The organism is Pedobacter sp. 01T416_2, assembly GCF_056398925.1.
Map to the genome: position 1 here is coordinate 1 of NZ_JBFTQI010000078.1, position 11,957 is coordinate 11,957.

Consider the following 11,957-nt stretch of genomic DNA (forward strand, 5'->3'; position numbering starts at 1 on the left):
CTGTAAAGCTGCCTCAACATTTTTCTGTTTAAACTTTAATTGAGCATCGTAACCCATATGCTGCCATTTGCAACCGCCACAGGTTCCGAAATGAGGGCAGAAAGGATCAGTACGCAACGCTGATTTTTCATGAAGCTGATCGATGATTGCTTCAGCAAAATTCTTTTTCTTTTTGGTCAACCGGACATCTACCACATCACCGGGAACGGCTTTATCAACGAAAATGACCAATTCGTCAGCCTTGCCAACACCTTTTCCCTCTTCAGCAATATCGATTATATGTACGTTTGGAACAATAGTTACCGTACCAGGTTTTCTTCTACTCATTATTTTGCAAATATAGAAAAAAGAGGTTAAAGGTTAAGGACAGAAAGGTATAGGGTTTAAAAACCAATTAATCAAAAGATTGGCCATAATCATCCTACTCGAACAAGAACTGTCCGGCAATGGAACCCTGATTTTAAAAATTATTTTCCAAAAAATTTAAATGCCGCGCCCCAAAAGCCATCTAACCAATTAAATTTTAGGTCAAATTTTTCATCCACCAGTACAGAAAACTCTAATATTTCTTTGCTCATGATAAAAAACCTATCTATTTAAGCAATAATACTAAATTCATACCAAAAACCAAAACGGTATAAATTAATTTTATGTTAATTTTACATCAAAAGGTTAAATCATTCCCTTTAYAACAACTACAATTGCGATCAATTGATTTTCAGTTCCTTATTTGATAACCAAATAAAAATCCGTAACTTAAAGTATCATTCACATAAAAATGGAGGTTCATTATGAACGTTATCCGTAAAATTGAACATTGGGGAGATGTTCATCACTCAAAATGGCTAGATTATCTTCGGATTGTACTTGGCCTGATCATTTTTGGAAAAGGTGTTTCTTTTGTTAGCGACACTTCGGTTCTTCAGAACATGATTACACAAAACAACGTATTTGGTTTTTCGGGCATGCTCATCAGTGTCGCCATTCATGTTGTTGCATTTGCGCATTTGGTTGGGGGTGTTTTAATTACTTTAGGCTTAGTTACCCGCTTTGCCGTTGTAATTCAGATTCCAATCTTATTGTTTGCGGTATTTTTCGTTAACCTTACGCCGGGTTTCTCCACACCGAATTCGGAATTGTGGTTTTCGGTATTGGTCTTGTTTCTGCTCATCATGTTTTGGGTAGTAGGTTCAGGCCCATTATCGGTTGATGAAGGGTTGAAACGCAAAACTGGCAAGCGGTACGCCTAAACAACATTAAATATTCTTAGTATCTTTCGCTTTTACGAACGATCATGAAAACGAAGATACTTTTTGCACTGCTTTTTGCGGGATTGGGATGTTACGCACAAAATTCGACAGATGAATATTTCACGCTAACGCGGGCTGGTTTCCTAGAAAAAAACGCTTATGAAACAACTGCTTTTGTAGAAAAATACTTTCGCGTACCCGGTAACACAGGCTTTAATGCCAGTATCCATTATGTAGAAAATATCCTTAAAAAGGCCGGTTTTGTAGAACAGAAGCAGGATGAATTTGAGGCTCCTTTAACTTATCGCATCGAAAAAAGAGCGATGAAAAACAATACCTGGGAACCTGTTGATGCCAATATTGATATCGTTGGCGAAACAAAACCACTCATCTCTTATAAAACTAACCGCAATATGATTCCAATCAATTGCGGATCAACAGCTGCAGGAGGTGTTACAGCTAATGTGGTTTACATTGCCAACGTATTACCTGCCGAAATAGAGAAAATGGACCTTAAAGGAAAAATCCTTTTTTCTGAGAACAGTCCGTCACGTTTGCTTCAAATAGCCACAAAAGCGGGAGCCATTGGTGTGCTGGGCTATTCGATGCCAAAGTACACCCAACCAGAGGTACACCAAACTTCTATCCAATTTGGGAGCATGAAAGCCAATAGTGAGGTATGGACCTTGCTTTTATCTTATGCTGCTAAAGAAAAATTAAAAGCAGCCTGTTTAAAAGGCGAGACTAAATTAAGAGTAAGTATTCAGACTAAAATTTACCCCTCCGAAGAATTAACCATAGTAGCAAATGTTAAAGGCAATGTAAATCCTAATGAACGTTTTGTGTTCAGTGCCCATGTTCAGGAGCCTGGCGCAAATGATAATGCAAGTGGTGTTGGTACATTAGCAGAAATGGCAAGGCTAACAGCAGCATTATATCAGGCAAAAAAGATAAGTCCGAAGCGTAGCCTCACTTTTTTATGGGGCGACGAAATTGTATCAACAAGAAGATATATTACCGAAGATACCACCCGGGCCAAAGGCATTATGTGGGGAATGAGTTTGGATATGGTTGGCGAGGACACTAAAAAAACCGGCGGCTCATTCCTGATTGAAAAAATGCCTGATCCATCGGCCATTTGGACAAGGGGAGCTGATAAACATACCGAATGGGGCGCTGGCGATGTTACTGAAAAAGATCTTTTTCCGCATTATTTTAACGATTTTATCTTCGATATCTGTAAAGCACAGGGCAAATTTGCCAACTGGACAGTTAATTATAATCCGTTCGAAGGTGGCAGCGACCACACACCATTTTTGCAAAATAAAATTCCAGGATTATTGATGTGGCACTTTACCGATGTTTTCTACCATACGGATAACGACAGGATTGATAAGGTTTCGCCAACCGAAATGAAAAATGTTGGGATAAGTGGTTTAACTGCTGCCTATACTTTAATTTCTGCAGATGAAAATACTGCGATAGCCACAATCTCGAAAGTTAAAACTGATGCTTTAACCCGCTTAAAAACTGAATTTGAACTGAGCAAAAAGGAAATTGCAAAAGGGAAAACCGCAACGGATGAGAAACACATTATTGAAGTGTGGGCCAAATGGTATACTGATGCTTTGGCAACGGTAAACAAGATGCCTGTAAAATCCGAAACCACCAGAGTTGGTTCGGCCATTAAGTTTGCCACCAACGAGATCGAAAAGCAAACGAAGCTATATTTAGAGGAGTTAAAGTAGATTGATGCCTAAACCAAAAGCAATAGTTATCGGTGCCGGAATTGCGGGCATTGCATCGGCAATCCGTCTTTCCTTAAAGGGCTATGAGGTTGATGTTTTTGAAGCTAATTCAAAACCTGGAGGTAAGCTGACAGAAATAAAAATGAACGGTTTCAGGTTTGATGCCGGACCGAGCCTTTTTACCATGCCCCAGTACGTGGATGAACTCTTCAAACTGGCAGGCAAAAACCCTGAAGATTATTTTGAATATCTAAAACTAAAAGAAATTTGCCGTTATTTTTACGAAGATGGCTTAAGGTTAAACGCAAGTGCAGATCTCGATGAACTTGCCAAGGAAATAGAAGAAAAAACAGCTTCAACTGCAAAAGAGGTTGAGCGCTATTTAAACAAAAGCAAAACCATTTACGATGTTACCCACCGTGTATTTTTGGAAAGAAGTTTGCATAAAATTAAAAGCTACCTGCACTGGGACACCTTAAAATCTATATTCCGTTTTGGCCAGATTGATGCTTTTAGAACCCAGGCAAAAGCAAACCAATCGTTCTTTAAAGACGATAGAATAGCGCAGCTTTTTAACCGTTATGCCACCTACAATGGTTCCGATCCCTATCAGGCACCGGCCACATTGAATATAATTCCACATTTCGAGTACCACTATGGAGCTTTCCTTCCAAAGAACGGGATGTATAGTATTGTTACTGCCCTGGTAAAATTGGCAGAAGGGTTGGGAATAAGGCTTCATTACAATCAAAAGGTGGAGGAAATTATATATTCTAATAAACCTAAATCCGAAGTACAGGGCGTAAAAGTTAACGATAAAACCTATAAAGCTAACGTTGTTGTTTCGAACCTCGACGTCTGGTTTACTTATAAAAACCTGCTTAAAAACATAGCTCAACCTAAAAAATTATTAAACCAGGAACGGAGTAGCTCTGCTTTGATTTTTTACTGGGGCATGGATGGGAATTACAGCGATATGGGCCTGCACAACATCTTTTTCGCTGAAGATTACCAAAAGGAGTTTAATGCCATATGGAAAGATAAAACCATCAGCAGCGACCCCACCGTTTACATTAATATCAGCGCCAAACACATTAGAGGGGATGCGCCTACAGATAGTGAAAATTGGTTTGTAATGATAAACGTTCCTGCCAATAATGGTCAAAAATGGGATGTGTTGATTAAAGAAGCCAGGACAAATATTATCAAAAAGATCAGTCGATTGTTAAACAGAAATATTGAAAAAGATATTATCTGTGAGCAGATTTTAGACCCCAGAAGCATTGAAAGCAAAACCGGTTCTTATCAAGGCGCTCTGTATGGCAACAGTTCCAACAATCAGTTTTCTGCCTTTTTAAGGCATTCCAATTTCAGTTCGAAAGTTAAAAATTTATATTTCTGTGGGGGTAGCGTGCATCCGGGCGGAGGCATTCCCCTTGCGTTGTTATCAGCTAAGATAATTGACGATGAGTTTAGGGTTTAGGGTTTAGGGGAAATCTTATCTAAAGCAAATTGTTTATTGGCAAAGAAAATCTACCGATTATTTTTAATCGCTTCTTCCAACTTTTCCCCGTCCAGGTCAAATGCGTCTACAATCAACTTAGCTTTGGTATAAAAAGGATCACGTTCTTTGAGTTTCTCTTTAATAAATTCTAAAAGCTGTTCATCATCCAGATCCTTAATTAAGGGACGTTTTTGACGGTTATGTAAACGTGATACCAAAGCCGCCGGCTCCATTTGCAAATAAACGGTTTCACCGTTAGCATTCATCCATTCCATGTTATCGAAAAAGCATGGCAATCCGCCTCCAGTAGCTACCACACAGGTTTCTGGATAATCGAAGGTTTTAAGCATTTTGCTTTCGTAATCCCTAAAGCCACTTTCTCCATATTCGGCAAAATATTCGGCAATACTTTTACCTGTTTTTGAAACAATTTCGGCGTCAAGATCAATCACAGGGCATTCTAAACGATGTGCCAGCTGTTTAGCTTTTGTACTTTTGCCGCAGCCCATGTATCCGATAAGGAAAATTTTCATGTGTGTTTTATTTAACCGACCTACAATAAATGGTCGCGTTTTAACATAATATAATCGGTTACAGGTGGCGTAAAACCTTCTTTTTTCAATAAAGTTACAACCTGTCCGCGATGATAAGTAGAATGATTAAATAAATGAAATAAAATTTCATCCAATCGGTTTTCGTACTCAATACCTTGTGTGTTGCTGTACAAAATCTTCTTATCTAAAGAACTCTTTTTCAATACCGCCCTGATCAATCTAAAATTTTCAGCAGCAATACGCTCAAAGTTTTCCTTATGATGAATATCCCAAACACCATAAAGTGGTTTCTTGCCCGAAATCCGTTGCGCCCATATATGTTGGGCATTAAGTACATGGCTAAACAAGCGCTCAGCATCGGGCATTTCGGTTGTTGCAAGCTTAAATATTTCGATGATGCGTTGATCGGCAAGCTCAGTATAATTTATAATTTCCTCTTCGCGCATAACCTAACTTAATTTAACTCTTGGGTCAACATAAGCATATAAAATATCAACCAGAATATTGATGACTACAAATACGAAGGCAATAAAAAGAATAGAACCCATCACTACCGGAAAATCAGACATTTCTAAAGCGGTTACAGTTGTTCTGCCTAATCCGTTATACCCGAAAATGTACTCTACAAAAAAAGAACCCGCCAGCAATGAGGCAAACCATCCTGAAATAGCTGTAATTACTGGGTTCAAAGCATTTTTTAAAGCATGTTTATAAATTATAGCATTTCTACTTAAGCCTTTGGCTCTTGCAGTTCTGATATAATCCTGCGCCAAAACATCCAGCATTGCACTTCTGGTTAACTGTACAATAATCGCCAAAGGTCTCAAACCAAGGGTAACCATTGGCAACCATAGGTTTCTTAGGGTTAATACTTCACCATTAAAGGGATCGTAAGAATATAAGCTGCCGCTCATTTTTAGGCCAGTATAATTGCTCAGTACAAAACCGAAAAGCCAGGCAATAATAATCCCCGCAAAAAAAGAAGGCGCTGATATACCCAGAATGGCAAATGCATTGGCCGATTTATCAATCCATGAATCTTTATAAACTGCTGAAAGCACGCCTAAAAACACACCGATTATGGTGGCGAAAATCATCGCTGTTAGCGCAAGAATGAAGGTATTCGGTACGGTTTCAGAAAGTATAGCTGTTACATCACGTTTGGTCTGGTAGGAACTGCGAAGATAAGGCCATTTTATCACCAGCGCCTTTTTATCAAAGGCCATCAGTTTTGTGTAGTGATATTTCTGTTGATTGGTACTATCGTTATCAAGAATGCTAATTGGCGATAAATCATTAATGTATAAAACAAACTGAACAGGTTTGGACCGGTCTAAACCAAATTCTTTACGAACTGCTTCGAGCGATTGTACATCGGCCCTTTGCCCCATCGTCATCCGTGCAGGGTCGCCAGGTAAAATATTAAACAGCACAAAAACAACCAATATTACACCGCCCATCACCAGCAGTCCATACATCAGTTTTTTTAGCGCGTATCCGATCATATTTATTTATCGAAATATTTTCGACTGAGTTGGTCGAAAGTGGGTACGTTGTGAAAATGCCATTTATTGATTACCACTCCATTCTTCATCAATAAAACGCCAGGATTTGCCCTAACCATACTTTTTAAAGGTACGGCATCGGCATAAAAAACCTCCGAAAACAGGTTATTCTTTTTGATAAAGACCTGTGCATCCTGAGCCGAATTGGAAGTAAGCAATACCGTACGGATATTAAACTGCTGCGTAGCGTTTAAAGCCAAGGCGTTCAATTTACCAATAGCGGCCTCGTTGGTAGCATGAAGATCGTAGGCTACAAAGATCAAATTATAATAAGGGTTTTCGATCAGTTCCTTGGTATAATCGGTACCCGAAGCATCTGTAATGTTCAGGTCTTTGATTTTAGGTTCAAAACCTTTTTTAACCAGCCTTTTTGCCGGTTCACCGATAATTTCCCAATTGTTATCCTTCCATATCTCTGTTTTAAGATRGGCTTTATCGCTCATATCTTTCTCTTCATTGGTTTTCTTGTTCTTTAAGTGATACATGATCTCAAATTCATCTGGTTTTTCTCCTGGAGGAATCACCATTAATGATGGAAGATGTGCACCAACTTTATAAGGCAGGAAATCGATAATCGGCAAAACATTGTAAGTGTACAAGCCAAAACCTAAAGATATAACCGTTACTGCAATAGCGATATTTCTTTGAGTGGTTTCTTTTTTAAATAAAGGCTGGATCAGGTTCTTGTTTAAGAAAATAACAATGATCAGCGCTAAAAGGATCAGATCTTTACTGAACGACTGCCATGGGGTAAGCGGAATGGCATCGCCAAAACAGCCACAACTGGTAACTACTTTGAACGCTGCAGATATAAATGTGAGCAGGGTAAAAAAGATGATGAGAAGCAATAAACCCCAGGCTACCTTTTTACTCCAGAAACCCAATAGCAATAAGACACCGAGAACAATTTCTAAAGTACAAAGTAAAATAGCAATACCAGTGGCCATTCCACTCAGGAAATTCATGTGAAAAACTTCAAAATATTCCTGTAGTTTATAGCCAAAGCCAAGTGGATCGTTTGCTTTGATCAATCCTGAAAATATGAATAAAGCACCGACAAAAATCCTGGAGAATCTTAAAAGTATGTTTCGCATCTGTATGTATCTATTTTTTTAAAGGCTATTACGCTATTTATTTAACGCCGAGTTTGATCAGTGCAAAAACCGAATAGTTCAACATATCCTGATAATTTGCATTAACGCCCTCCGAAGCCAGGGTTTGCCCTTCGTTGTCTTCTATCTGTTTTACCCTAAAAATTTTCATCAAAATCAGATCGGTTAACGAGCTAATGCGCATATCGCGCCAAGCCTCACCATAATCGTGGTTTTTGGCAAACATTAAATCTTTCGTTTCCGTTACCTTTTCTTCAAATCTTTTTTCAACTTCGGTATAAGGCATCTCGTTCGGATCACTTTCGGTCAGTTCGAGCTGCATCATGGCGATAATACAATAGTTTACAATCCCGATGTATTCAGATATCACACCCTCTCCTACTTTACTTACTTTTTTTTCTTCGAGCGTACGGATGCGTTGTGCTTTGATAAAAATCTGATCGGTTATCGAACTTGGTCTTAAAATCCGCCATGCAGTGCCATAATCTTTAGTCTTTTTTAAAAATAATGATCTGCAAACTGCAATCACTTCATCAAATTCGGTAGAGGTATTTGTTTGTGCCAAAGCCAATAATTATTTAGTTTTTAGTGTATTTTTGTCCTGAAAAAACAAAAGCTAAAGATACATTTTTAAAGCGAAACCCAAATCCCGAAAGGGTTTATTATGGCAGAAAAAAACTTTTTTGAGCCCAAGCAAAACTTAAACATTAAAGGTAAGCTTATCGATTTAAGCCGCCCAAAAGTGATGGGTATTTTAAATATCACCCCGGATTCTTTTTACAGCAATAGCCGCACAAAATCGATAGACGAGGCTTTAACCAAAGCAGCCCAGTTCATTAATGAAGGCGCTACATTTATTGATATCGGCGGATACTCATCAAGGCCTGGCGCTAAAGATATTTCTACCAGTGAAGAGGTTGACCGTTTGGTGCCCGTGGTAGAAAGTTTAGTAAAAGCATTTCCCGAAGCGGTTATTTCTATTGATACCTTTAGGGCGAAAGTGGCGGAGGAAACGATTTCTGCCGGTGCGCATATCATTAATGATATTGCCGCTGGAGATATGGACGAACAGATGTTCGAAACGGTGGCTAAATTACAGGTACCTTATATGATGATGCACATGAAGGGTACTCCTCAAAATATGCAGCAAAACCCTGTTTACGACAATGTGTTATTGGAAGTAATTGATTACCTGGCGAAAAAAGTTGCGGCGCTTAAGGCACTTCATGTTCACGACGTAATTATTGACCCTGGTTTTGGCTTTGGAAAAACAATCGAACATAATTATGAGCTGCTTAACCAAATGGAAGCTTTTAAAATTTTCAAACTCCCCATTTTAGTGGGCTTCTCGCGTAAAGGAATGATCTATAAAACCCTTGGCACTTCGGCAGCAGAGGCCCTGAACGGAACTTCGGTACTCAATACCATTGCGCTACAAAAAGGAGCGGGCATTTTAAGGGTACATGATGTTAGGGAAGCAATAGAATGCGTGAAGTTAGTTGGGATGCTGTATGACTAATTTCGATTGGTCGATTATTTGATTATAGTTTCTGATCCAATATTAAATTGAGGCAGGGCGCAGACTTCTGGCAGATTCGTCCTGCTGAACTTGTTTTACAAGTAGAAATATTTTTTTCAATTGTCTTGTAGCTACTCCGTGGTCAGCATCTATTTTTGGAGTAAAAACCCTGAAACAAGTTCAGGGTGACGATCCTTAAAAAACAATTAACCAATTTAAACAGTTAACCTATCTTGCTTGTAAACTGAAAACCGTTTTGCTATCTTGCCACTAATGAAAGGATTAGATTTTGATTTCGTAAAATTCACCATTACCGACGTGGTAGACATCGTGCTCGTAGCACTTTTAATCTATTACGTATATACACTAATCCGCAATACCTTAGCTGTTAACCTACTCGTTGGGATGCTCATCATCGCAATATTCTATCATATTGTTGATGCTTTGCATATGAAATTACTCACGGCCATCATAGAGAAATTTATGAGCGTGGGGATTATTGCATTGATTGTAATTTTTCACCCAGAGATCAGGCGCTTTTTGTTGCTGATCGGAAAAAATGCTTTTTTACAAAAGAATAAGGCCTGGTGGGGATATTTATTTGGCAGAAAAGAAATTGAAAGGAATAATTTAACCCGCATAAAACCAATTATTGATGCCTGTAAAAGCATGAAAAAAACGCGTACAGGCGCATTAATGGTATTCGTTAAATTTTACGATGAGCAATTTTTCGCCAATAGCTGTGAACTTGTTGACGCCAAAATATCGAAACGTTTGCTGGAAAGTATCTTTCAGAAAAACAGTCCGCTGCATGATGGTGCCGTGGTTATTTCGGAGAACAAAATTAAAAGTGCGAGCTGTATTTTGCCTTTGACGGATAACGACCAGTTGCCCTCTCAGTTTGGGTTAAGGCACCGTGCGGGTATTGGCGTTTCTGAAACGACTGATGCTGTTGCAGTAATTATATCAGAAGAAACCGGAGAAATATCGTATGCCAAACAAGGCAGGGTAAGAATGAATGTTTCGTTTGGGGAGTTGGAGAAATTGCTGAATAAGGATTTTTAGTAATCACAGGTGAGGATTTATTCGTGTCGTCACCCTGAATTTATTTCAGGGTCTAATGGCAGAAAGATGCTGAAATAAATTCAGCATGACGATTAAGTAGAAGATAACTAAGTAAAACCCAATCATCTTCACAAGCCCCATAAACGCAAAATGGTGAATGTTTCCACCCACCATTTCATTATTATTTAAATCACCCTTTATCGGTGTAATCCCTCAATCTGTGCAATCAACCGTTAGCAGTATTGTTCAAAAGCACCGATCAGGTTATCAGCGATCATTTGTGCCGGACGGCCTTCAATCTGGTGACGTTCGATCATGTGAACCAATTTACCATCTTTAAATAACGCCATTGCCGGAGAAGATGGAGGGAAGGGCATCATGTAATTTCTAGCCTGATCTACCGCTTCTTTTTCCATTCCTGCAAAAACAGTAACCAATTTATCAGGGTGTTTTTCGTGTGCTGCTGCTGCTCTTGCGGCCGGACGTGCATTTGCTGCTGCGCAACCGCAAACCGAATTTACAACTACCAACACAGTTCCTTCGCCTTTAATCGCTTGATCTACGTCTTCTGCGTTTTTTAATTCTTGAAAACCTACGTTAGTTAATTCCTTACGCATTGGCTCTACTAAATATTCTGGATACATTATCTTAGTTTTTTATTTACAATTTCAATGCTACAAAAATAAGAAAATCGAATGGTATGCACCATTCGATTTATATTTTTAAGGTAAAATTAAAATGGCCCTTATTCTAAACCTTTTAAGATTTCTTGCATTTTATGTGGATCACTTAACATCCCCATGCCAAATATCACAATAATGGCAACATAATAAAGCAATGATAAAATATTAAGAACCAAACCTATAATTGCGCAAATTCTTCCCGCATTTAAATTTTTAAATGAACTTAAACTGTAAATAGCAGGGTTAACTGCGTACAAAGCCTTGTCTTTTTTACTTAAAACCAATGCAATGATTGCCGGAATCAGTCCCAAAATACCATAACAACAGCAAAATGCAATGGAAAGAATTCCTAATACAAGTACAATTGTTGAGTTTGGTAAACTTTGTTGACCAAAACCTCCTCCAAACTGTCCAAATGGTGGTGGTTGCTGAAATGGAGGTGGGGTTACCGGACCATTACCTAACGGTTCAAATGGTGCAGGTTCTGGGTTTTTATCTTTTGAAAGATCAATCGGTTTATTTTCTTGAGGGGTTTCCTGTTCTTCTGACATAGCTATATTTAGATCAATTGGTGAGTGTATATTTTGTAAATGTAATTCATTAAAATAATTACTGCAACACTTGCAAAAACGATTTTTATCAACTGTGCCCCAAACTTAAAATCGACCTTAAGGTGAACAATGGTAAATACTACGACAAAAATGAGTGGAATTGTTGCGGGATAAAACTTAAATGATGCGATTAAATCGCCCCTAAATAAAGCCAAAACCGAACGCTGAAAGCCACAGCCTGGGCAATCGAATCCAAAATGGGCTCTAAACGGACAAGTAAAAAGATGCTCGCTTATCCAATCGAGAAAATTATGTTGCGGTTGAGCCATCTATATCGCCAATAAATTTGATCTGCGCATCTTTCCATATTTTGTACTTCTCCAGATCTTTAAGCACTTGCCTATAC

The 11,957-nt window shown here is 38.6% G+C and carries 15 protein-coding genes; 5 read left to right on the forward strand and 10 right to left on the reverse strand.

The genetic code is table 11. The annotated features are described in order from the left end of the window. The coding region (locus AC1DPQ_RS05355; RefSeq protein ID WP_477608286.1) for a TRAM domain-containing protein at window positions 1–327 on the reverse strand (327 nt) is incomplete at its 3' end. 140 nt (window positions 328–467) lie between these two features. Further along, the gene (locus tag AC1DPQ_RS05360) at window positions 468–578 is read right to left on the reverse strand and encodes a hypothetical protein (RefSeq protein ID WP_029275619.1); all 111 of its coding nucleotides are present in this window, start codon (window positions 576–578) and stop codon (window positions 468–470) included. 213 nt (window positions 579–791) lie between these two features. Here AC1DPQ_RS05360 and AC1DPQ_RS05365 point away from each other — a divergent pair, with 213 nt between their 5' ends. From AC1DPQ_RS05365 to crtD, 3 genes are read left to right on the forward strand one after another with little or no spacing between them, the layout of a single operon-like run. Continuing rightward, the gene (locus AC1DPQ_RS05365; protein WP_057931136.1) at window positions 792–1,250 is read left to right on the forward strand and encodes a DoxX family protein; all 459 of its coding nucleotides are present in this window, start codon (window positions 792–794) and stop codon (window positions 1,248–1,250) included. 44 nt (window positions 1,251–1,294) lie between these two features. Continuing rightward, window positions 1,295–2,998, forward strand: a complete 1,704-nt coding sequence (locus AC1DPQ_RS05370; protein WP_477583956.1) for a M28 family peptidase — start codon at window positions 1,295–1,297, stop codon at window positions 2,996–2,998. Window positions 2,999–3,002: 4 nt separating this feature from the next. Next, a complete protein-coding gene (gene crtD, locus AC1DPQ_RS05375) occupies window positions 3,003–4,481 on the forward strand; it encodes a 1-hydroxycarotenoid 3,4-desaturase CrtD (protein ID WP_477583958.1) in 1,479 nt (492 codons plus the stop codon). A 50-nt stretch (window positions 4,482–4,531) separates the two neighbouring features. Here the strand turns inward: crtD and AC1DPQ_RS05380 are convergent, their stop codons facing one another. From AC1DPQ_RS05380 to AC1DPQ_RS05400, 5 genes are read right to left on the reverse strand one after another with little or no spacing between them, the layout of a single operon-like run. Continuing rightward, window positions 4,532–5,035 (reverse strand): shikimate kinase, encoded by a 504-nt coding sequence (locus AC1DPQ_RS05380; RefSeq protein WP_477583960.1) that lies wholly within the window; start codon window positions 5,033–5,035, stop codon window positions 4,532–4,534. A 20-nt stretch (window positions 5,036–5,055) separates the two neighbouring features. Beyond that, entirely contained in the window at window positions 5,056–5,502 is a 447-nt protein-coding gene (locus tag AC1DPQ_RS05385; RefSeq protein ID WP_477583962.1) for a DinB family protein, read from the reverse strand. Between the two features lie 3 nt (window positions 5,503–5,505). Then, window positions 5,506–6,561 (reverse strand): ABC transporter permease, encoded by a 1,056-nt coding sequence (locus AC1DPQ_RS05390; RefSeq protein WP_477608288.1) that lies wholly within the window; start codon window positions 6,559–6,561, stop codon window positions 5,506–5,508. Between the two features lie 2 nt (window positions 6,562–6,563). After that, window positions 6,564–7,715 (reverse strand): BT_3928 family protein, encoded by a 1,152-nt coding sequence (locus AC1DPQ_RS05395; protein WP_477608290.1) that lies wholly within the window; start codon window positions 7,713–7,715, stop codon window positions 6,564–6,566. Between the two features lie 37 nt (window positions 7,716–7,752). After that, window positions 7,753–8,298 (reverse strand): DUF1599 domain-containing protein, encoded by a 546-nt coding sequence (locus AC1DPQ_RS05400; protein WP_477608292.1) that lies wholly within the window; start codon window positions 8,296–8,298, stop codon window positions 7,753–7,755. Window positions 8,299–8,397: 99 nt separating this feature from the next. Between AC1DPQ_RS05400 and folP the strand changes: the two genes are divergently transcribed. Together folP and cdaA are read left to right on the forward strand one after the other, a co-directional pair. Next, window positions 8,398–9,252 (forward strand): dihydropteroate synthase, encoded by an 855-nt coding sequence (gene folP / locus AC1DPQ_RS05405; RefSeq protein WP_477608294.1) that lies wholly within the window; start codon window positions 8,398–8,400, stop codon window positions 9,250–9,252. Between the two features lie 273 nt (window positions 9,253–9,525). Continuing rightward, window positions 9,526–10,317, forward strand: coding sequence for a diadenylate cyclase CdaA (gene cdaA / locus AC1DPQ_RS05410; RefSeq protein WP_029275607.1), 792 nt, complete (start codon window positions 9,526–9,528; stop codon window positions 10,315–10,317). 233 nt (window positions 10,318–10,550) lie between these two features. Here cdaA and AC1DPQ_RS05415 read toward each other — a convergent pair whose 3' ends face one another. The 3 genes from AC1DPQ_RS05415 to AC1DPQ_RS05425 all read right to left on the reverse strand — a co-directional run bounded on the left by AC1DPQ_RS05415 (window position 10,551) and on the right by AC1DPQ_RS05425 (window position 11,880). Then, window positions 10,551–10,961, reverse strand: a complete 411-nt coding sequence (locus AC1DPQ_RS05415; RefSeq protein WP_029275606.1) for a BrxA/BrxB family bacilliredoxin — start codon at window positions 10,959–10,961, stop codon at window positions 10,551–10,553. 101 nt (window positions 10,962–11,062) lie between these two features. After that, window positions 11,063–11,551, reverse strand: a complete 489-nt coding sequence (locus AC1DPQ_RS05420) for a CCC motif membrane protein (RefSeq protein WP_477581711.1) — start codon at window positions 11,549–11,551, stop codon at window positions 11,063–11,065. An 8-nt stretch (window positions 11,552–11,559) separates the two neighbouring features. Next, window positions 11,560–11,880 (reverse strand): DUF2752 domain-containing protein, encoded by a 321-nt coding sequence (locus tag AC1DPQ_RS05425; protein ID WP_477581713.1) that lies wholly within the window; start codon window positions 11,878–11,880, stop codon window positions 11,560–11,562. Between the last annotated feature and the right edge of the window lie 77 nt (window positions 11,881–11,957).